Raw genomic sequence first — 20,563 nt, 5'->3', positions numbered from 1 at the left:
GCCATGAAACACCCAAGCCCTTCTGCCACCGAGCGTGCGGGCTTGCTGGAGGTCTTCAAAGGGCTGGGGTGCCTGTTCATCGTCCTGCACCATCTGGCCTTTTATGGGCCGATGGCCGATGTGGTGGCCCAAGCTTGGCCACTTTGGGTGGCTTGGTTGAACGAGCATGGGCGTTTGGCCGTTCAGGTTTTCTTGGTTTGCGGGGGGTACCTCACGGCCAACAGCTTGGCCAAGCTGGGGCCTTTGGCGGGGCAACAAATTTGGGGCTTGGTGCGCAAGCGTTACCTTCGGTTGGCCATTCCCTTGCTCGCAGCGCTCAGCTTGACGGTGTTGGTCACTGAACTGTTGCGCCCCTTCTTTGACCATGATTCTTTGTCTCCCCCCCCAGAGTTTTGGCAGACTTTGGCCCATGTTTTTTTCTTGCAGCATCTGTCGGACATGGACGGTTTGTCTGCTGGGGTTTGGTATGTCGCGGTTGACTTGCAGCTGTATGTTTCGGCCTTGTTGCTGATGCTTGTGGCGCAGCGCGCCCAGGCAATCTGGCCCCAGTGGTCGCTGAAAGCATGGTTGGGCGTTTTGTGGTTTGTGCTTGCAGCAGCGTCTTTGTGGTGGTGGAACCGCCATGCCGAATTGGACGACCTGAATCTGTACTTTTTAGGTGCTTATGGCCTTGGCTGGCTGGCGCATGCCGTGCGCAATGCCCAATCTCAAGCGATCGGAGTGGCGGGCATGCTGTTAATGGGCGCTGTGGCTTGGTGGCTTGAGCCCCGCTGGCGCGTGGCCACTGCTTTGGGTGTGGCCATTGGTCTGGCTGGGGCGCCCAAAGTCTGGATGACAGGCACAGGCCAGATTGGAGGCTTGGGACGGCAAGTGGTGGGCTGGTTGTCGCGTGTGTCCTACAGCGTCTTTGTGGTGCACTTTGCGGTCAGTCTGGTGGTCAATGCGGTGGTCACCCACGTCTGGCCCGCCGACCTGTGGGTCAACGCCTTGGGCATGACGGCCTCGCTGATGCTGTCCTTGTTGGCAGGGGCTTGGCTTTACGAGAAGGTCGAAAAACCAGCGGCCACTGGGCGCCGCTGGTGGGTCTGGGCTGAGGTGTACATCGCCAGCAGCTTGTTGGCCATGCTGATCAGTGGCTCGCTTTGACTTTGGCCGTGATGTAAGCGAGGGCTTCTTCGACTTGATCGATCAAGATCAAGCACAGGTCACCCGGTGACAAGCGGGACAAAGCGACGTCGATCGCATTGAACTCACCCTGAATGTCCTGAATGTGGGTGGTTCGGGCAGCACCTTGCAAACCCTCGCGCAACAGACCGAGGACTTCGCCGTCTTCACGGCCCCGTTGACAGGCATCTTGGTAGAGCAACACTTCATCAAAGGCTTTGCCCAAAATCTGGGTTTGGTCCCGGATGTCTTGGTCACGTCGGTCGCCAGCGCCACTGATGACCACCATGCGTTTGTGGGCTGGCATGTTCTCGACCGCTTGCACCAAGGCTTGGATGGCATCGGGGTTATGGCCGTAATCGGCAATCAGGGTGGCACCCTGGTAGTCAAAAACATTGAAGCGCCCAGGGACGCCCTGGATGTCGCTGACAAAGCTCGACAAACCTTCCGCAATGATGGCCCAGGGCATGTCAACAGCCCATGCGGCACCCACTGCCGCCAACACGTTTTCAGTTTGAAAACCAATCTGACCTTGCCGCGTCAAAGGCACCTGACTCAGTGGAATGCGGAAAATTTGCGGGCCTTTTTGGGCCACGATGTCGCCTTTGTCGATGTACACCACGCGCTTGCCCTGAGCGCGGTGTGTGGCCAGAACAGGTTGGTTGGCGTCCAAACCAAAAAAGGTCACATCACCCGGGCAATGCCGGCCCATGGCGGCAACTGCAGGGTCATTGGCATTGAGCACGGCCATGCCGCTGGGCTCGACGTTGAGCACGATTACCCGCTTGACCACGGTCAGGTCTTCCAGGGTGGTGATGTAGTTCAGGCCCAAATGGTCACCCGTGCCGAGGTTGGTGACCACCGCCACTTGGCAGCGGTCAAAGGCCAGACCTTCGCGCAGCAAGCCTCCGCGTGCGGTTTCAAAAACGGCCACGTCCATTTCGGGGTGCATGAGCACATTGCGAGCGCTGCGGGGGCCACTGCAGTCACCCGAGTCGGTTTGCCGGCCATTGACGTAAACGCCGTCGGTGTTGGTCATGCCCACGCGCAGGCCTTGACTGCGCATCAGGTGGGCGATCAAGCGAACTGTCGTCGTCTTGCCGTTGGTACCCGTCACGGCGATCACTGGCACACGCCCGTGGTCACCTGAGGCGTACATGTGTTCAATCACCGCTTTGCCAACGTCCCGTCCTTTGCCATAAGAGGGGCTGATGTGCATGCGCAGGCCTGGCGCTGCGTTCACTTCGACGATGCCGCCGTTTTGCTCTTCAAGGGGGCGTTGGATGGATTCGCACACGACGTCCACGCCGCAAATGTCGAGGCCCACCATCTGCGCTGCCTCGATCGCCCGGCTGGCCACTTCGGGGTGGACGTCGTCGGTCACATCGGTGGCCGTGCCACCCGTAGAGAGGTTGGCGTTGTTGCGCAGCAAAACCCGTCGACCTTTGACCGGTATCGATTCGGGTTGCAGGTCTTGTTCATGCAAGCGACTGATGGCGATGTCATCGAAGCGAATCTTCGTCAAGGAGGTGGCATGGCCATCGCCGCGTCTGGGGTCGGCATTGACCAGGTCGACCAGTTGGCGTACGGTGTGTTTGCCATCGCCGACCACCAATGGGGGTTCCCGCCGGGATGCCGCCACCAGTTTGTTGCCCACCACCAACAGGCGGTAGTCATGTCCCGGCAAAAATTTCTCGACCATCACCACGCCGTAGCGCAGGGCCGTGGCATAGGCTTTGTCAAAGGCGTCGCGGTCTGAAATGTTGACCGAGACCCCTTTGCCTTGGTTGCCGTCTTGGGGTTTCACCACCACGGGCAAACCGACGTCTTGGGCGATCTGCCAAGCTTGTTCCAGCGTGCTGGCCGGTTTGCCCAAAGGCACGGGTACACCCGCCGCATGAAGCAGGCTCTTGGTCAGGGCCTTGTCTTGGGCGATGGATTCCGCAATCGCGCTGGTGGTATCGACTTCGGCCGCTTGGATGCGGCGCTGTTTGGCTCCCCAGCCAAATTGCACCATGCTGCCATCGGTCAGGCGCCTGACCGGGATGCCCCGTGCCAAGGCGGCATCCACAATGGCCGCGGTCGAGGGGCCTAAGCGGACGTCTTCGTCCAGCTCATGCAAATGGGCAATCGAGGCTTCGAGGTCAAAGCCCATGCCCGAAATGGCGGCCTTGCAGAGTTTTTCGGCCAGTTCGAGGGCTTTGCGGCCTACGGTTTCTTCAGAATACTCGACCACCACTTGGTACACGCCCGGCTCTTCGGTTGGCGTGGTGCGGCTGAATGAGACAGGGCAACCCGCTTGGATTTGCAAGCCCAGGGTGACCTTTTCCAGTGCATGGGCCAAGCTGACAGCAATCCCGGGCCGGATGGCGTCAAAGGGACCCACTTCCGGGAAAATTCGGCGCAGATGTTGCTCGGTGGGGTGTTGTGGACTGAGACCTTGTTCGTCTGCCGTGCAGGTGACGATGGCTTCGATGGCCGTGTGGCGGCTCCACAAGTTGGGGCCGCGCAAAGCGCGAATTCGGGACACTTCCATGAAGAGGGGTTCCTGTTGTTTTTGTCGAGCCGATTCAGACGGAAGGGGTTTGGCCGTAACTTTTGACTCCGGCGCGGATCAAGTCTGCGTCCATGCCCATGGCCCATGCCGCACAAGCGGCCACAAGCATGTCGTGGGTGCTGAGCAAATTGTTTTTGAGCAAGCGCGACACACCGGGCCGCTGTAGGGACAAAACCGATTGCTCATGAGTGCCTTCGGCCAGGATCAACTGACCATCGCGCCAAAAGCCCACGCGTCCGCCTTCTTGGTGGTGAGCCATCAAGCGCTCGTTGCTTTCATCGGGCGCAAAAAAGATCACACCGCCATCACAAAACTGGGCGAGATCGGCCACCGCTTCATCCGCGGCATTCAAGACGGCATAACCACTGGGCAAGACCAAGTCAATTTGTGTGCGGATGTAGCTGGGCATTTTTTCGTCAGGCCCGGGGTACAAGTCTTCCAAAGGCGCTGCTTTGGGCATTTGCGTGACGATGCCGACTTGGCAACGGTCATAAGCCAAACCTTGGGTGAGCAGATGTCGTGCGTCGCTTTCAAAAACGGCCGCTTCCACCGAGCGGTTGATGAGCAAGCGCTCGGCCTGCTCAAAGTCCATGGCATTGCCTTTGAAAAGGCAGCGTTGGTTGGCAAACAAACCCTCAGCGCAGGCCAGACCGGTGAACAAGCCTTGCAAATGCAAGAGCCAGGCGATCAGTTTGGCGCTCTTGGTGGTGTCACCATCGCCCATCAAGCCAACCACAGGAATACGGCCCGTCTCACTGGGGGGCACGAGGTGATCGGCAATCGCTTGACCGACCAAGCGGGGTTGGCCTTCGGCAGGGTTCAAGTGCATCAACAAGCTGGGGCCAGCATTGACTTCCACCACCACGCCTTGGGTGCCTAAGGGTTGGCAAATGTCAGGGGTCACCACATCGACGCCCGCAATGTCCAAGCCCACCACACGTGCGGCCAAAACGGCCTGCGCCGCCACATCGGGGTGCACCACATCGGTGATGTCGGTGGTCATATTGCCGGTCCGTTTGACCAACACCGATTGCCCCAGAGCGGGCACGCTGTCGATGGTCAAGCCTTGGCGAGCCAATTCCAGGACTTCTGGGCTGTTGTCTGCCAAGACCACCAATTCGAGGGGCAAGTTGCCCACGCTGCCGCGGCGGGGGTCTGAATTGATTTGGAGCTCTACCAGTTCGCGCACAGTGTGTTGGCCATCGCCTGTGACGCTGGCACCCTCACCACGGCAAGCGGCAATCATGCGGTCACCCACCACCAGCAAGCGATGCTCTGAGCCACGCACATAGCGCTCGACGATGACATCACGGCCCTGGGCCAAGGCGATGTCGTAGGCGGTCTCGATCTCGTTTTGGGTGCTCAGGTCCAGTGACACCCCGCGGGCGCGGTTGCCGTTGCTGGGTTTGACGCAAACGGGCAAACCGATCTCTTGTGCCGCGATCCAGGCGGCGGCAGGACTGTCCACCACTTGGCCTTCGGGGATGGGAACGCCGCACATGGCCAAAAGTTTTTTGGTCAGGTCTTTGTCTCTGGAGATGCCTTCGCCGATCGCGCTGGTGCGGTCGGTCTCGGCTGTCCAGATGCGGCGCTGCTTGACGCCATGGCCAAGCTGAACCAAGTTGCCCACATTCAGCCGGATGAAAGGCACGCGACGGGCGTAGGCCGCCTCAACGATGCTGTAAGTGCTGGGGCCCACGTGCAAGGTATCGACCGTCAAGGCCAGCTGGGCAACGGCGGCAGGCACATCAAATGGCGTGTCGTGGATGGCAGCCAGGATCAGTTCGCGAGAAAGTTCGAGTGATCTTCTTCCCACGGTTTCGTTGTCTGTGCGGATCACCACTTTGTAAACGCCACGCGGACCGGCTTCTCGGGCTTTGCCAAAAGCCATGGGCATGCCGGCCAGGGTTTGCAATTCGAGGCTGACGTGCTCCAGGATGTGGCCGGCCCAGGTGCCGGTGTCCAGACGCTGAAAAAACCCACCCCGAACACCCGGGGTGCAGTGGTGTTCGATCATCAATGGCAACCAAGCCTTGAGGCGTTCATTGAAGCCGGGCAACAGGTTGGAGGGGTAGTCTTCCAGCTCCCCGATGTCGATCAGGGCTTCCATCACCGAGCGGTAGGTCCAGATGTTGGGTCCGCGCAAATAGGTCAAGCGCAGAAATTCGATGTTTTTAGGACTCATGTGGAAAGGGTGCGGCGATACAATCAATCGCCAATTGTGGCATTGGCCTTCAGTTGCACTAAAAAAACAGGATTCAAATTAATCATGGGCAGTCTTGTTGAAGCGGTGGGCCAAATCAAAGGTTTTCATTTTTGCCCCGCAGCAGTTGCGTGGCGGGCACACCGCGGTTCTTTGTCATGATTTCAACACCTGCTTCAGTTTTGATGCTTCCGGGGATTCCAGAGGCTTGGCAAGCTGAAGTTCACACCCTTCTTCAACCCCAAGAAAACGTCTTAGCCGGGCTGGAGGTTGACTTGGATGGGAAATTGTTTTTCGCCAAAAGTTTGGTCATTTTGACCGATCAACGGGTTCTGTTCAGTGCGGGAGCGCAAAAGACTTGGCAAAGCTGGCCTCTGCAGCCAGATTTGAGCTTGAAGCTGAACGATCACGCCGGCGTGGGGACTTTGGCATTGGTTTCGCCCACCGGACAGCTGGTCGTGTGGCGGTTCACTTTGGGCTTGCAATCGGCAGCGGCCCGCTGGGTTGGTCAGTTTGAAAACCAAAAGGCTCAAATCTTGGGCGACGGTACGCCGCTGCAGCAAAGTTTGTCGGTCGCCGTGTGCCCTGTGTGCCAAGCGGTCATGCGAGAGGACGATGACGAGTGCCTAAGCTGCGGTCGCGAAGATCTGGCACCCCCATCGACCTGGACGCTGCTCAAACTCTGGCGTTTTGCCAAGCCCTACAAAAAGTCTTTGTTCGCGGGCTTTGTGCTGACATTGGCCTCCACCGCAGCCACCTTGGTGCCCCCTTACCTGACCATGCCCCTGATGGATGAGGTGCTGATTCCCTATCAAAACGGGGTGGCCATCGACTCGGGTCTTGTGTCGCTTTACTTGATGGGCCTGTTCGGCGCAGCTTTACTGGCCTGGGGTTTGGGCTGGGCCAAAACCTATATTTTGGCTTTGGTGTCCGAGCGCATTGGGGCCGATCTGCGCACGACCACCTACGACCATTTGTTGAATTTGTCCTTGGAGTATTTTGGGGAACGCCGTACCGGCGACTTGATCGCCCGCATCGGCAATGAAACAGACCGCATCAACGTTTTTTTGTCGCTGCACCTGCTGGATTTTGCGACCGATGTGCTGATGATTTTGATGACCGCGATCATCCTGTTCACCATCAACCCGACGCTGGCATTGGTGACTTTGCTGCCCCTGCCGTTCATCGGCTGGCTGATTCATTTGGTGCGTGAACGCCTGCGCACAGGTTTTGAAAAAATTGACCGCGTCTGGGCCGAGGTGACCAATGTGTTGGCCGACACCATCCCCGGCATCCGGGTGGTCAAGGCCTTTGCACAAGAAGACCGCGAGTCCAAGCGGTTCAGAGATTCCAACCAGCACAACTTGATGGTGAACGACCGTTTGAACCGTGTTTGGGCCTTGTTTTCACCCACGGTCACGCTCATGACCGAGGTGGGCTTGTTGGTGGTCTGGGGCTTTGGCATTTGGTTGGTGTCGAAAGACCAAATCACCGTGGGGGTGTTGACGGCTTTCTTGGCCTACATCGGCCGTTTTTATGGCCGTTTGGACACGATGAGCCGCATCGTCTCGCACACGCAACAAGCCGCTTCGGGGGCCAAGCGCATTTTTGACATCTTGGACCATGTTTCCAACGTGCCCGAGCCTGTTCGCCCAGTCGCTTTGCCAGAGCGGGTGCAGGGCCGCATCACGGTGCGCGATGCGGGCTTTCGCTATGGCAACCGGGCCGTCATCCGTCAGTTGAACCTGGACATCTTGCCGGGTCAAATGATTGGCTTGGTGGGGCACAGCGGTTCTGGCAAAAGCACTTTGGTGAACCTGATTTGTCGCTTTTACGATGTGACCGAAGGGTCGATTGAATTGGATGGCACCGACATTCGGCAATTGAAAACCGCCGATTACCGCAGCCAGATTGGCTTGGTTTTGCAAGAGCCGTTTCTCTTTTTTGGCACCATTGCGGACAACATCGCCTATGGCAAACCCGGCGCCTCCCGAGAAGACATCGTGGCCGCTGCACGAGCGGCACACGCCCACGAATTCATCATGCGCATGCCGCAAGCCTATGACTCCTTGTTGGGCGAGCGGGGGCTAGGTCTGTCGGGTGGCGAGCGCCAGCGCATCTCGATCGCCCGCGCGTTGTTGATCAACCCGCGGATTTTGATTTTGGACGAGGCCACTTCGGCGGTCGACACCGAGACGGAAAAAGAAATCCAACGGGCCTTGGACAATTTGGTCAGGGGTCGCACCACGATCGCGATTGCGCACAGGTTGTCGACCCTGCGCAAAGCCGACCGTTTGGTGGTGATGGACAAAGGGGTCGTCGTGGAAGAGGGTTCGCACGACGAGTTGATCGCCGCAGAGGGCGCTTACTGGCGCTTGTACGAAGCGCAGCAGCGCCAAGCCGAGGCTGAGACCGTCTTGGGCGGTGGCCTCGACCAGAAGGTGCTCACATGAACACATTTGATTTGCAACGCGATGCTTTTGGTCAATGGGTGCTGCACATGCCCGATGGTGCCCAGCACGCGCCCGTCACAGCCTTGCGTGCTTATCCCGTCACCTCGCCCCACGGGGGCGTGGCGCTGATGGATGCCGAAGGGCATGAACTGATCTGGGTGGATGCCCTGTGTGATCTGCCCTCCGACTTGCAATCGCGTGTGCTGCAAGCCTTGTCCGAGCGGGAGTTTTTGCCCGTCATCAACCGGCTGGAAAGTGTCAGCAGTTTTGCCACGCCCAGCACCTGGACGGTTCAAACCGATCGCGGCACAGCCCGGTTTTTGCTCAAAGGTGAGGAAGACATTCGCCGCCTGACGGGCACGGTGCTGCTGATCAACGACGTCGATGGTGTTCAGTACATGATCCGAGATTTGGCAGCCATGGACAAACACTCGCGCAAACTGCTGGACCGTTTTCTCTGAGGCACCTCAAAGCGGCCAGACCGAGCCCTGCTCGGGCACCAAGGCCCGCCATTTGATTTCGTGCTCAATGCGCTGGCGCAGCATGTCGGAAGCTTCTCGCTCACCGTGCACCACGTACACCTGACCGGGTGCGCAGGGCATTTTGTGCAGCCAACTGAGCAGTTGGTTGGCATCGGCGTGCGCCGAGGCCGACTCGATTTGCGCTACTTCGGCCCTGACCGCCACATCTTGCGCGTGGATGCGAAGGGTGTTGCGGCCACTGGCCAGCGCGGCACCGCGCGTGCCAGGCGCTTGGTAGCCCGTCAAGACGATCAAGTTGCGGTGGTCGCCTGCGTAGCGAACCAGGTGGTGCAAGACCCGCCCACCGGTGGCCATGCCACTGGCGGCCAAGATCACCATGGGCCCATGCCGATGCGCCAAAGACTTGGACTGCTCGGGTGTCTCCAGCATGGTGGCCACATGGTCCATTTGGCGCACTTCTTGCGCATTCAGGCGGTGCTCGCCTGGGTGCCGCTCAAACAAAGCCGTGGTGTGGATGGCCATTGGACTGTCCAGAAAAATCGGCAAGCTTTTGGGGATTTCCCCTGCGGCCTTGAGTTGCGCAATGGTGTGCAGCACAGCCTGCGCCCGCCCCACGGCAAACACCGGCACGACGGCCACGCCGCCGCGTGCGGCCAGCTTTTTCAAAAGCGGCCCGAGTTCTTCAAACAGCTTCTCCTTAGGGTGCTGGCGGTCGCCATAGGTCGATTCGATCAGCACCGTGTCGGCCTGTGGCGGCGGCTCAGGCGGGTTCATCAGCGGGTCATCTGGGCGACCCAAATCACCCGAAAACAAAATGCGCCGACCGCCCACATCCAGCAGCAAACTGGCGGCCCCCAAAATATGCCCGGCGGGCTGAAAGCGGGCCTTCCAGCCGCGAATCGGCTCGAACCAGGGCCCCATGTGTTCGGCACGCAGATGCTTGAGGCTTTGTATGGCCTCTTGCTTGGTGTAGAGCGGCAAAGCAGGTGCGTGTTTGGAAAAAGCGTGTCGGTTGGCGAAAAACGCGTCTTCTTCTTGAATATGCCCGCTGTCGGGCAACAAAATGCCGACCAGATCGCATGTGGCGGCTGTGGCGTGCACCCGGCCCCGAAAACCATTTTTGACCAACAAGGGCAGGTACCCGCTGTGGTCCAGGTGGGCATGGGTGAGGACCACCGCATCGATCTGTGCAGCATCGACGGGCAAAGGGTTCCAGTTGCGCAAGCGCAGCTGTTTGTAGCCTTGAAACAAGCCGCAATCGACCAGCAGCCGCTTTTGCTGGTGCTCGATCAGGTACTTGGAGCCGGTGACGGTGTCGGCACCGCCGAGGAAGGTGATGGTGGCGCTCATGCCGCCATGGTCACGCTAAAGGCAGGTGTTAGGTTTGACTTGGGTCAACGAATGGACCGACCTGCTAATTCGTCCCGAAGTGCGAGAGGGGCTGCAGCGGGTGACGATTTTTGCGTCCCCGCCATGAGAAACCCGCCGCAGCACCTATCGCACCGCCCAGCAAGTCAGTTCAGACTCAAGCCCCGAAGAAGCCCTTCAACTTATCGGTCCAGCTTTCGCCGCTGGGCTGGTGTTTGCCACCCCCTTTAGAGAGCGACTCCTCAAACTCCTTGAGCAGCTTTTTCTGGTGCTCGGTCAGCTTGACTGGGGTCTCCACCGTGATGTGGCAATACAGGTCGCCCGGGTAGCTGCCGCGCACGCCCTTGATGCCCTTGCCACGCAAGCGGAACTGCTTGCCCGTCTGGGTGCCTTCGGGGATGTCGATGGCGGCTTTGCCGCCCAGGGTGGGCACTTCGATTTCGCCGCCCAAAGCCGCTTTGGAAAAGCTGATCGGCACCGCGCAATGCAGGTCGTCGCCATCGCGCTCGAAGATGTCGTGCTTTTTCAGGCGGATTTCGATGAACAAATCGCCCGGTGGTCCGCCATTGGTGCCGGGCTCGCCATTGCCCGCGCTGCGGATGCGCATGCCATCGTCGATACCGGCCGGAATTTTGACTTCCAGCGTCTTTTGCTTTTTGAGTTTGCCTTGTCCATGGCAGGTGCCGCAAGGTTCGGGGATGATCTTGCCCGTGCCACGGCAAGTGGGGCAGGTTTGCTGGACGCTGAAAAAGCCTTGGCGCATTTGCACTTGGCCTTGGCCGTTACACGTGCCGCAGGCTTTGACGCTGGTGCCGGGTTTGGCGCCGCTGCCGCTGCAGGTATCACAAGCCTCCCAGCTTGGAATCCGCAGTTGGGAGTCTTTGCCGTTGGCAGCTTCTTCCAACGTGATCTCCATGGCGTAGCTGAGGTCTGAACCGCGGAACACCTGACGTCCACCGCCGCGTCCACCTCGGCCTTGACCCCCAAAGATGTCGCCAAAAATGTCACCAAAGGCATCACCAAAACCACCAAAGCCCTCGGCACCACCGCGCATGTTGGGGTCAACACCCGCGTGGCCATGCTGGTCGTAGGCTGCCCGCTTTTGGGGGTCAGACAACATCTCGTAGGCTTCTTTGCCCTCTTTGAACTTGGCCTCAGCCTCTTTGGCTTTGGCGTCCTCACCCTGGTTGCGGTCAGGGTGGTACTTCATCGCCAACTTGCGATAAGCCTTTTTGATGTCTTCGTCAGAGGCGTTTTTGGCAACGCCCAGCACTTCGTAAAAATCTCGTTTGGCCATGAGGCAATCCAACCGTTAGAACAAGAACGCCGCGAAGGCGATTCAGGGGGCTGAATCAGCTTGCGCGGCGGGACTGCGGCCAGGCCGCAGAGGGGTGGGGTGTTAGCCCTTTTTGACTTCCTTGACTTCTGCGTCCACCACATTGTCGTCTTGGGGTTTGGCATCTGTACCGGCAGCACCGGCGCTGGCTGCAGCTTGTTGGGCTTGCATGTCGGCATAGACTTTCTCGCCCAGCTTCTGGCTGGCCGTCATCAGGGCTTCGGTTTTGGCTTCGATGGCGTCTTTGTCTTCGCCTTTCAAAACCTCTTCGAGGTCCTTGGTTGCGGCCTCGATGGCTTCCTTTTCAGCCGCTTCGATCTTGTCGCCGTGCTCGGTCAGGCTCTTTTTCACGCTGTGCACAGCGGCTTCGCCAGCATTGCGGGCTTGCACCAACTCCAGCTTTTTCTTGTCTTCGACGGCATTCAGCTCAGCGTCTTTCACCATCTGCTGGATCTCGGCTTCCGACAGGCCCGAGTTGGCCTTGATGGTGATCTTGTTTTCTTTGCCAGTGCCCTTGTCTTTGGCGCCGACGTGCAGGATGCCGTTGGCGTCAATGTCAAAAGACACTTCAATTTGCGGTGTGCCGCGCGCGGCGGGTGGGATGCCCTCGAGGTTGAACTCGCCCAGCGCCTTGTTGCCGCTGGCGATTTCACGTTCACCTTGGAACACCTTGATCGTCACGGCGGGTTGATTGTCTTCGGCGGTCGAGAAGGTCTGTGCAAACTTGGTGGGGATGGTCGTGTTCTTGGTGATCATCTTGGTCATCACACCGCCCATGGTCTCGATGCCCAACGACAAAGGCGTCACGTCGAGCAACAACACGTCGGTGCGGTCGCCCGACAAGACTTGACCTTGGATCGCAGCGCCCACGGCCACGGCTTCGTCAGGGTTCACGTCTTTGCGTGGCTCTTTGCCGAAGAATTCTTTGACCTTTTCTTGCACCTTGGGCATGCGCGACATGCCACCCACCAAGATGATGTCGTCGATGTCACCGACTGCGACGCCCGCGTCTTTGATGGCCATGCGGCATGGGGCGATGGTGCGCTCGATCAGCTCTTCCACCAGTTGCTCCAGCTTGGCGCGGGTCAGCTTGATGTTCAGGTGCTTGGGGCCTGTAGCGTCGGCGGTGATGTAAGGCAGGTTAACGTCGGTGGATGCCGAGCTGGACAGCTCGATTTTGGCTTTTTCAGCGGATTCCTTGAGGCGCTGCAGGGCCAACACGTCTTTGGCCAAGTCCACGCCGGATTCTTTCTTGAACTCGGCAATGATGTAGTCGATGATGCGCTGGTCAAAATCTTCGCCGCCCAAAAAGGTGTCGCCGTTGGTGGACAGCACTTCAAACTGCTTTTCGCCATCCACATCGGCAATCTCGATGATGGACACGTCAAACGTGCCGCCACCCAGGTCATACACAGCGATCTTGCGGTCGCCCTTTTCTTGTTTGTCCAGGCCAAAGGCCAAGGCGGCAGCGGTGGGCTCGTTGATGATGCGCTTGACGTCCAGACCGGCAATGCGGCCAGCGTCTTTGGTGGCTTGGCGCTGGGCATCGTTGAAGTAGGCGGGGACCGTGATCACGGCCTCGGTCACTTCTTCGCCAAGGTAGTCTTCGGCAGTTTTCTTCATCTTGCGCAGAATTTCAGCGCTGATTTGAGGCGGAGCCAATTTGTTGCCGCGCACTTCCACCCAGGCATCGCCGTTGTCGGCCTTGGCGATGGTGTAAGGCATCAGATCGATGTCTTTTTGGACCTCTTTCTCGGCGAACTTGCGGCCGATCAGACGCTTGACCGCGTACAAAGTGTTGCGGGGGTTGGTGACCGCTTGGCGCTTGGCGGAGGCGCCGACCAAGATTTCGCCGTCTTCTTGGTAAGCAATGATGGACGGGGTGGTGCGAGCGCCTTCGGCGTTCTCGATCACTTTGGTCGTGTTGCCTTCCATGATGGCCACGCACGAGTTGGTGGTGCCCAAGTCAATACCGATGATTCTTCCCATGAGGATGCTCCGAAAATGTTAAAAAATACAGATAAATGTCAGGTGGGGCGGGGGCAAAATTTTTCAAGTCCCCACACCTCAAAAATGGTTTTGCGGGTCCGATCCCGCAAGGCGCGGTGCTTTATTTGGGCGCGGTCACGGTGACCAAGGCGGGACGAAGCACACGGTCGGCGATTTGATAACCCTTTTGCAGCACAGAGACCACGGTGTTGGCTTCTTGCTCGGCGGGCACCACGCTGATGGCTTGGTGGTGGTGCGGATCGAACTTGGTGCCTGCGGGCGGGTCGATGGCCAAAACTTTGTTGCGTTCCAGCGCGCTTTTGAGCTGGCGCAGCGTGGCTTCTGAGCCTTCGCGGATTTGCTCAATCGTCACGTTGGGGATGGCCAAACCGGCCTCTAAGCTGTCCAGGACCGGCAAAAGGCTGTCGGCAAAGCCCTCTACAGCGAATTTGCGGGCTTTGGCGATTTCATCGTCCGCACGGCGGCGGGCGTTTTGCACATCCGCTTGGGCACGCAGGTATTGGTCGGCCAAATCGGTGTTTTGGGCCTTGAGGTTCGCCAATTCCGCTTGGGCGTCGGCCAGCGGGTCGGTGGCGGCTTGGGCGGCCATGAGCTCTTCTTCGCTTGGGGCGGCTGAGGCGGGGGTGTGAGTGGGTTCTGACATGAACAATGACCGCAAAAAATGTTGATCCCTGACAAATAGGGGCGTTGTCTCAGGCTTCAAGAGGGGCTTTGAGATGGAAAAGTGGGGCATTGCCCCAAAAAAAACCCGCCATGCGGCGGGTGCTGCCGGCGCCTGGCGGGCTGCTGTCAGTTCAGTGCCAACAGCTCGACATCAAATTTCAACGTGGCGTTTGGCGGAATCACGCCACCAGCGCCGCGTGCGCCGTAGCCCAATTCGGCTGGAATGATCAGGGTGCGCTGACCGCCGACCTTCATGCCGGCCACGCCTTCGTCCCAGCCTTTGATGACCATGCCAGCGCCCAAGCCGAACACGAACGGGTCACGGCGGTCACGGCTGGAGTCGAATTTGGCGCCTTGCTGGCCATCCTTGTAGAGCCAGCCGGTGTAGTGCACGGTGACGTCCTGGCCCGCTGTCGCGACTTCGCCTTCACCGACAAGGGTGTCTTCGTATTGCAAGCCGGATGGAGTGGTGTTCATGGGGAAGTTCCTGTCAGAAAGGCCCGGTGCCCAAAAGAGACCGGTGTGTGGAAAACCCAAAATTATGCCAGCCCTGCCATGGGGCGATCAGGCGGCGCGCTGACGTTTGGCCAAATCGTTCATCAAGGCGCCAAAGCCGTAGGTCCAGGGGGGCGCCGTGTCAGAGGTGGTGACCTCGTTGACCAAGGTGCCCAGCAAAGGTGTGGAGACGCTGACCACATCGCCCACCACATGGGTGAAGCCCTGGCCGGGGCCGTGTCGGTCTTGGGTGGGGGCGAACATGGTGCCCAAAAACAGCACCATGCCGTCAGGGTATTGATGATTCGGGCCCATGGCTTGGGACACCAAATCGAGCGGGTCGCGGCTGATTTGGCGGAGGGCGCTGCTGCCTTGCATGACAAAGCCTTCGGGGCCTTGCACGTGGAGGCTCAGGTCGCATTGGCGCACATCGTCGATGCTGAAGTGGTCGTCAAACAGGCGGATGAAGGGACCGATGGCGCAGCTGGCGTTGTTGTCCTTGGCTTTGCCCAGCAGCAAGGCGCTGCGGCCTTCAAAGTCACGCAGGTTCACGTCGTTGCCCAGGGTGGCGCCGACCACTTCGCCACGTGAATTGGCGGCCAGTACGATTTCGGGTTCTGGGTTGTTCCACTGGCTGCCAGGGTGGATGCCGACCTTGGCGCCGCTGCCGACCGCGCTCATGGGTTGGGCCTTGGTGAAGATTTCCGCGTCGGGCCCAATGCCCACTTCCAGGTACTGCGACCACATGCCCTGGGCCAACAGCACCTCCTTGAGCTTGGCCGATTCAGCTGAGCCAGGCACCACATTGCGCAAGTTGTCGCCAATCACGGCGATCACCGCTTGGCGCACGGCCTCGGCCCGGCTGGCGTCGCCGCGGGCCTGCTCTTCGATCACGCGCTCCAGCATGCTGGCCACAAATGTCACACCGGCTGCTTTGACGGCTTGCAGGTCGCAGGGGGCCATGAACCAAGCTTGACCTTCAGCGTGCTGCGCCGCATCGCTGTTGTGCAGGGCTTGCTGGGTGCTGGCCAGTGTTTTGGCCTGACCCGAAGCCACATGGGCGCGGACCCGGTGGGCCACATCGGGCAAGTCCAACAAGGCACTGCAAGTGCTTGCCAGGCCCGACAAGTCAAGAACATCTTGAGGCGTGACGGCCACCACATGGGCACCATTTCCGGGTACCCACAAACGGCCAATCATCAAGGCTTGGTGCGCATCAACAGGCAGGCTGGTGTGTGACATGGTTCACGCTTTCGGCAAATCAGAGGTAAATTTTTTGCAGCAGGCTCAGCAAAGTTTTGCGCTGTGCAGGTGTCAATTTCGCGGTTTTTTCGATTTCCAGTTCGGTCGCCGTTTGTTCAGCTTGCGCCATCAAATCGAGCCCCTTGGGGATGGCATGCAGGCCGACGGCACGGCCATCATGGGGGTGTGGTTTTCGCTCAATCAAGTCCCGCGCTTCCAGGGATTGAATCAGACCGACCAAATTGGGCGGCAACAAATTCAGGGCATTGCACAGTTGACGTGAAGTCACGCCTGGGTTGTGGCTGATGGTGGACATGACCGAAAAATCGACCGGTTTGAGTCCGTAAGGGGCCAGCCGCTCCAAAAACACCTCAATGATGCTCAGAGCAGCCCGACGGGCGTTGTAGCCCATCAGGGTCTGCAGGTAGCCGGTGTCCACCACGTCCACGGCGCAAGGCGCCGAATGGTCGGGAGGCCAGTGAGCAGTCGCGTGGGTCGCAGGCGCTGGAGTTGTCGTTTTGGACGTGCGGGGCATGGTGGGCGAATTATGCCGCCGCTGTGCATTGCTGGACGATGATGAAGGTGCGCATCTGGAATTCGGGCAGCACCCAACTGCGCAGGGCTTGGGCCGGGGCCCGCCAGCGTGTTGTGGCGTTGGGCGTGCTGTCGTCCACACCCGCTTCGATGCGCAACCAGGCCCAGTCCATCAGCACCAGGGCCACGGCTCGCAGGTAGTCGTCGGCCACGCGGTAGGCCAGGGCCGCGTCTTGCGGGGCGGCTTTGACAATTTGTGCGGTGATGGCGCGCAGGGTCTGAATGCGTGCGCCAGCCTGTGTGCTGGCTTTGGCCCCAGACGGCAAATCGACTTGAAGACCCTCCAACAGGGCGTTCATGGCGGCGCCGCCATCGGGCAGCACTTTGCGCACCAGCAGGTCAATGGCCTGGATTTCGTTGGTGCCCTCGTAAATCATGGTCACACGGGCATCGCGCACGATCTGTTCAATGCCCCATTCGCGCACATAACCGTGGCCGCCAAACACCTGCAGGCAGTCGCTCCCGCCGTGAAAAGCCTGGTGGGTGAACACCGATTTCATGACTGGCGTGACCAGTGCACACCAGCGTTGTGCGGCGGCTTGCGTGTCGGCGATGGGGCTGTGTTTGATCAGGTCGAGTTCGAGCGCCGTGCGATAGGCCAACACGCGTCCACCATCAATCCAGGCGCGTTGCGTGTCTAGAATTTTTCGCATGGCTGGGTGTTCACCGATGAAATCGGCCTCCCCAGTGCCCTTGCCTTTGCCCGGCGCACGCATTTGGCGGCGCTCTTGCGCATAGGCGTCGGCTTTTTGCCAAGCGGCATCCAGCAGGCCAATGCCTTGCAGGGCCACATGCAAGCGGGCGGCGTTCATCATGACGAACATCGCGTTCAGGCCCTTGCCCGGCTCGCCCACTATGGAAGACACCGCCTCGTCAAAGCGCATCACGCAAGTGGGGCTGCCGTGCAAGCCCATTTTTTCTTCGATGCGGTCGCAGTGCACACGGCTGCGACTGCCGTCCGGGTAGAACTTCGGAACCAAAAACAGCGACAGGCCTTTGGGGCCGGGCGGCGCGTCGGGCAGACGCGCCAGCACCAGGTGCACGATGTTGTCGGTGAGGTCGTGTTCGCCCCCAGAGATGAAAATTTTGGTCCCGCTGACGGCGTACTGTCCATCGGGCAGGGGCACGGCTTTGGTGCGGGCCAGGCCCAAATCAGAGCCCGCATGCGGCTCGGTCAGGCACATGGTGGCCAGCCATTCGCCGGTCGCCACTTTTTCCAAATACTGCGCCTTGAGCTCGTCGCTGGCGTGGTGCTTGATGCATTCATATGCGCCGTGTAGCAAACCAGGGGCCATGGTCCAGCCCATGTTGGCCGCACTCAGCATTTCGTAGAGCATGGCCTCGAGGACCGTGGGCAGGCCTTGGCCGCCGTCTTCGGCGCTGGCAGCCAAGGCGGGCCAGCCCGATTGCCAGAAGGATTGGTACGCGTCCTTGAACCCTGGCGGCATGGTGACCGCGCCGTCTTTCCACTGCGCACCGATCTCGTCGCCATCGCGGTTGAGCGGGGCGATGACTTCGCCCACGAACTTGCCGGCTTCCCCCAGCACCTGCTGCATCAAGTCAGCGTCCACCTCGGCAAAGGCGGGCAGCGCTTGCAGCCGGGCAGGGGCGTTCAAAACGCGGGACATGACGAACTGCATGTCGTCGGTGCGGGCTTGGTAGGCGTTCATGGGCTTCTTTGCTCAATGGAAAAGTCCGGCACACCTGTCAAGGTGCACCGGAAAGCGTTTGGGCGCAAGGGATCAGGAATCGACGCTGAAGCCAATGTGCTTGATCAGGGGGCCCCAGCGCTCAAGTTCCACTTGCGAACTCTTGAGTTGGTCTGCGGCGCTGCCACCAAAAGGAATCAAACCTACGATGGTCAAGGCATCTTGCACGCCTTTGTCTTTGAGGGCTGCATTGATCGCCGCGTTGGCTGCTTGCACCACATTGGCCGGGGTTTTGGCGGGGGCGTAAAAGCCGAACCACTCTTCCACGGTCAACTCCGGGAAACCTTGCTCGGCAAAGGTGGCCACGTCGGGCACAAAAGGCGAACGGGTTTTGCCCGAGGTGGCCAGGATGCGCATCTTGCCGGCTTTGTGGTTGGCGATGAAGTCGCCGTGTGGTGTGAACATGCAAGCGATTTGGCCACCGACCACGTCGGTCACGCCGGGCACCGAGCCGCGGTAGGGCACATGTTTGAACTCAAAACTTTGGTTGAGGCCAAGCAAGGCGCCAATGAAGTGCGGTGTAGAGCCTGCAGCGGGCGAACCGTAGCTGGCCTGCGCAGGGTTGGCCTTGGCCCAAGCGATGAAGTCCTTCACGTTTTTGACACTGGCAGGCACCAAGGGGCCGACGGCAAAACCGTGGTGGATCATGGAGGCTGTGCCTACCGGGATGAAGTCCTCAAAAGGCTTGTATTGCAAATTTTTGAAGATGTGGGGGTAGAGCGAGATGGCCGAGAACGGGGTCATGGCCAACACCGAGCCGTCAGCGGGTGCGCTTTTCAGCAGGTTCAGGGCAATCTGGCCGCCTGCGCCGGGTTTGCTGTCAATGATGCCGGCGTTCTTGCTATAGGACGTGCCGCCAAATTTTTCGGCCACGCGGCGGGCGCAGATGTCGCCCGAGCTGCCAGGTGGGAAGCCGTAGAGCACTTTGACTTGCTCGATCGGCAGACCGCTTTGCGCCCAAGTTTGCTGGAATGCGGTGCTGCCCAAAATGGCGGCGCCGATGGTCGATTGGATGAATTCGCGGCGGTTGGTCATGCTTGTCTCCTCGAAAGGGTCGGTTGAAAAAATTCAGGTGGGGGGAAACGGCAATGGAGAATAGAAGTCATCAACTGCACAAAGCCTTGATGTCTTCGGGCACCGGAATCGCTTTGATGCGGTCCGGGTCTTCGGGGTGTTTGATGCAAAAAGCGCGCACCTCGGTGCCCTCGCACAGCACCGTGTCGCCACGCATGACCACATGCTTGTGGACGAACACTTTCTCGCGCCACTCTTGCACACTGGTGTGTACCTGAATGGTTTCACCGTAGGTGGCGGGGCGGATGAATTTGGTGTTGATCTCTAAGAGCGGCGTGCCGATGATGCCGCGCGTTTTGACCAGTTCGCGCCAGGGCAGGATGCCGCACTTCATGAAGAAGTTCAGGGACGACGCGTCCATCCATTTGGAAAAATTGGGGAAGAACACAATGCCTGCCGGGTCGCAGTCACCGAACACCACTTGCACATCGTAGACAACGGTTTTGCTCATGGTTTCTCTTTCAACGTGGGGCCATGCGCAATGCGCCATCTAGGCGAATGACTTCGCCGTTCAGGTGGTCATTGCTGACGATGTGGCAGGCCAGTTCAGCAAACTCGCTGGGCTTGCCCAAGCGGGCAGGGAAGGGGATGCTGGCGGCCAGCGATTGCTGCACAGGCTCGGGCAAACTGGCCAGCAAAGGGGTCTTGAACAGACCGGGCGCGATGGTGCACACGCGGATGCCGTGTTGTGCCAGGTCGCGTGCCATGGGCAGTGTCATGCCGACCACGCCCGCTTTGGAGGCGCTGTAAGCCTGCTGACCCACTTGTCCGTCAAAGGCGGCGACCGAGGCGGTGAAGACCATCACGCCTTTGGCGCCGTCTTCCAGGGGGTCCATCTTGGCGCAGGCTTCGGCAAACAGGCGCGCTGCGTTGTAGGTCCCAATCAGGTTGACGTTGATGACCTTGGCGAATTCTTCCAGCGGCGCGGCTTTGCCGTCCTTACCGACCACACGCTTGGCGGTGCCAATGCCAGCGATCTGCATCAGGATGCGTGCGGGGCCGTGCGCTGCAGCGGCTGTCTCCATGGCCTGGGCCATGCTGTCAGGGTCAGACACATTGCAGTGCACGGCAACGCCGCCAATCTCGGCTGCCACGCGCTCGGCGTTGGCCATGTTCAGGTCGAGCACCGCGACCTTGGCGCCGAGCCTTGCCAGTTCGCGGGCCGTGGCTTCACCGAGACCAGAGCCTCCGCCGGTGACCAGTGCGGCTTGTC

16 protein-coding genes are annotated in these 20,563 nt (G+C 59.6%); 3 read left to right on the top strand and 13 right to left on the bottom strand.

What is annotated here, in order from left to right; translation table 11 throughout:
• The first annotated feature begins 3 nt into the window (after window positions 1–3).
• Complete coding sequence (locus B472_RS15815; RefSeq protein ID WP_019428396.1) at window positions 4–1,146, top strand: acyltransferase; 1,143 nt, start codon at window positions 4–6, stop codon at window positions 1,144–1,146.
• On the opposite strand, the gene cphA (B472_RS15810) is transcribed toward B472_RS15815, so the two are convergent.
• A complete protein-coding gene (gene cphA, locus B472_RS15810; protein WP_019428395.1) occupies window positions 1,130–3,700 on the bottom strand; it encodes a cyanophycin synthetase in 2,571 nt (856 codons plus the stop codon). The genes B472_RS15815 and cphA (B472_RS15810) overlap by 17 nt on opposite strands.
• A gap of 34 nt (window positions 3,701–3,734) precedes the next feature.
• On the bottom strand, window positions 3,735–5,906 hold the full coding sequence (gene cphA / locus B472_RS15805) for a cyanophycin synthetase (RefSeq protein ID WP_019428394.1): 2,172 nt from the start codon (window positions 5,904–5,906) through the stop codon (window positions 3,735–3,737).
• Window positions 5,907–6,082: 176 nt separating this feature from the next.
• Here cphA (B472_RS15805) and B472_RS15800 point away from each other — a divergent pair, with 176 nt between their 5' ends.
• Window positions 6,083–8,377 (top strand): ABC transporter ATP-binding protein, encoded by a 2,295-nt coding sequence (locus tag B472_RS15800; RefSeq protein WP_050995492.1) that lies wholly within the window; start codon window positions 6,083–6,085, stop codon window positions 8,375–8,377.
• Window positions 8,374–8,838, top strand: a complete 465-nt coding sequence (locus tag B472_RS15795) for a DUF1854 domain-containing protein (RefSeq protein WP_019428392.1) — start codon at window positions 8,374–8,376, stop codon at window positions 8,836–8,838. The genes B472_RS15800 and B472_RS15795 overlap by 4 nt, the downstream gene beginning before the upstream one ends.
• A 6-nt stretch (window positions 8,839–8,844) precedes the next feature.
• Here B472_RS15795 and B472_RS15790 read toward each other — a convergent pair whose 3' ends face one another.
• The 11 genes from B472_RS15790 to B472_RS15740 all read right to left on the bottom strand — a co-directional run.
• Window positions 8,845–10,209, bottom strand: a complete 1,365-nt coding sequence (locus B472_RS15790) for an MBL fold metallo-hydrolase RNA specificity domain-containing protein (protein WP_019428391.1) — start codon at window positions 10,207–10,209, stop codon at window positions 8,845–8,847.
• A gap of 175 nt (window positions 10,210–10,384) precedes the next feature.
• Window positions 10,385–11,524: a molecular chaperone DnaJ gene (gene dnaJ, locus B472_RS15785; protein WP_019428390.1), complete on the bottom strand. Its 1,140-nt coding sequence runs from the start codon at window positions 11,522–11,524 to the stop codon at window positions 10,385–10,387.
• 102 nt (window positions 11,525–11,626) lie between these two features.
• On the bottom strand, window positions 11,627–13,552 hold the full coding sequence (dnaK, locus tag B472_RS15780; protein ID WP_019428389.1) for a molecular chaperone DnaK: 1,926 nt from the start codon (window positions 13,550–13,552) through the stop codon (window positions 11,627–11,629).
• A 121-nt stretch (window positions 13,553–13,673) separates the two neighbouring features.
• Window positions 13,674–14,216 (bottom strand): nucleotide exchange factor GrpE, encoded by a 543-nt coding sequence (gene grpE, locus B472_RS15775; RefSeq protein ID WP_019428388.1) that lies wholly within the window; start codon window positions 14,214–14,216, stop codon window positions 13,674–13,676.
• 146 nt (window positions 14,217–14,362) lie between these two features.
• On the bottom strand, window positions 14,363–14,713 hold the full coding sequence (locus tag B472_RS15770; RefSeq protein ID WP_019428387.1) for an FKBP-type peptidyl-prolyl cis-trans isomerase: 351 nt from the start codon (window positions 14,711–14,713) through the stop codon (window positions 14,363–14,365).
• An 87-nt stretch (window positions 14,714–14,800) separates the two neighbouring features.
• Window positions 14,801–15,973: a fumarylacetoacetate hydrolase family protein gene (locus B472_RS15765; protein WP_019428386.1), complete on the bottom strand. Its 1,173-nt coding sequence runs from the start codon at window positions 15,971–15,973 to the stop codon at window positions 14,801–14,803.
• Between the two features lie 19 nt (window positions 15,974–15,992).
• Window positions 15,993–16,508 carry a MarR family winged helix-turn-helix transcriptional regulator gene (locus tag B472_RS15760; protein WP_116798710.1) on the bottom strand — a complete coding sequence of 172 codons (516 nt, stop codon included), beginning with the start codon at window positions 16,506–16,508 and terminating at the stop codon, window positions 15,993–15,995.
• A gap of 10 nt (window positions 16,509–16,518) precedes the next feature.
• A complete protein-coding gene (locus B472_RS15755; RefSeq protein WP_019428384.1) occupies window positions 16,519–18,237 on the bottom strand; it encodes an acyl-CoA dehydrogenase family protein in 1,719 nt (572 codons plus the stop codon).
• A gap of 72 nt (window positions 18,238–18,309) precedes the next feature.
• On the bottom strand, window positions 18,310–19,311 hold the full coding sequence (locus B472_RS15750) for a tripartite tricarboxylate transporter substrate-binding protein (RefSeq protein ID WP_019428383.1): 1,002 nt from the start codon (window positions 19,309–19,311) through the stop codon (window positions 18,310–18,312).
• Window positions 19,312–19,381: 70 nt separating this feature from the next.
• A complete protein-coding gene (locus tag B472_RS15745; protein ID WP_019428382.1) occupies window positions 19,382–19,801 on the bottom strand; it encodes a thioesterase family protein in 420 nt (139 codons plus the stop codon).
• A gap of 10 nt (window positions 19,802–19,811) precedes the next feature.
• Window positions 19,812–20,563: SDR family NAD(P)-dependent oxidoreductase (locus B472_RS15740; RefSeq protein WP_019428381.1), on the bottom strand; the 752-nt coding region annotated here is incomplete at its 5' end.

The organism is Limnohabitans sp. Rim28 (genome assembly GCF_000293865.2).
Classification (GTDB): Bacteria; Pseudomonadota; Gammaproteobacteria; order Burkholderiales; family Burkholderiaceae_C; genus Limnohabitans_A.
Note: the sequence above shows the minus strand (reverse complement) of the source record. Positions and strands in the feature narration are given on the sequence as shown.

Excerpts from the sequence above, each read along its gene's own strand:
- B472_RS15765 (WP_019428386.1), bottom strand. The coding sequence starts at position 15,973 with ATGTCACACACCAGCCTGCCTGTTGATGCGCACCAAGCCTTGATGATT.
- cphA (WP_019428395.1), bottom strand. The coding sequence starts at position 3,700 with ATGGAAGTGTCCCGAATTCGCGCTTTGCGCGGCCCCAACTTGTGGAGC.
- B472_RS15800 (WP_050995492.1), top strand. The coding sequence starts at position 6,083 with ATGATTTCAACACCTGCTTCAGTTTTGATGCTTCCGGGGATTCCAGAG.
- B472_RS15745 (WP_019428382.1), bottom strand. The coding sequence starts at position 19,801 with ATGAGCAAAACCGTTGTCTACGATGTGCAAGTGGTGTTCGGTGACTGC.
- B472_RS15755 (WP_019428384.1), bottom strand. The coding sequence starts at position 18,237 with ATGAACGCCTACCAAGCCCGCACCGACGACATGCAGTTCGTCATGTCC.
- grpE (WP_019428388.1), bottom strand. The coding sequence starts at position 14,216 with ATGTCAGAACCCACTCACACCCCCGCCTCAGCCGCCCCAAGCGAAGAA.
- B472_RS15795 (WP_019428392.1), top strand. The coding sequence starts at position 8,374 with ATGAACACATTTGATTTGCAACGCGATGCTTTTGGTCAATGGGTGCTG.
- dnaK (WP_019428389.1), bottom strand. The coding sequence starts at position 13,552 with ATGGGAAGAATCATCGGTATTGACTTGGGCACCACCAACTCGTGCGTG.
- B472_RS15750 (WP_019428383.1), bottom strand. The coding sequence starts at position 19,311 with ATGACCAACCGCCGCGAATTCATCCAATCGACCATCGGCGCCGCCATT.
- B472_RS15760 (WP_116798710.1), bottom strand. The coding sequence starts at position 16,508 with ATGCCCCGCACGTCCAAAACGACAACTCCAGCGCCTGCGACCCACGCG.
- B472_RS15815 (WP_019428396.1), top strand. The coding sequence starts at position 4 with ATGAAACACCCAAGCCCTTCTGCCACCGAGCGTGCGGGCTTGCTGGAG.
- B472_RS15770 (WP_019428387.1), bottom strand. The coding sequence starts at position 14,713 with ATGAACACCACTCCATCCGGCTTGCAATACGAAGACACCCTTGTCGGT.
- dnaJ (WP_019428390.1), bottom strand. The coding sequence starts at position 11,524 with ATGGCCAAACGAGATTTTTACGAAGTGCTGGGCGTTGCCAAAAACGCC.
- B472_RS15790 (WP_019428391.1), bottom strand. The coding sequence starts at position 10,209 with ATGAGCGCCACCATCACCTTCCTCGGCGGTGCCGACACCGTCACCGGC.
- cphA (WP_019428394.1), bottom strand. The coding sequence starts at position 5,906 with ATGAGTCCTAAAAACATCGAATTTCTGCGCTTGACCTATTTGCGCGGA.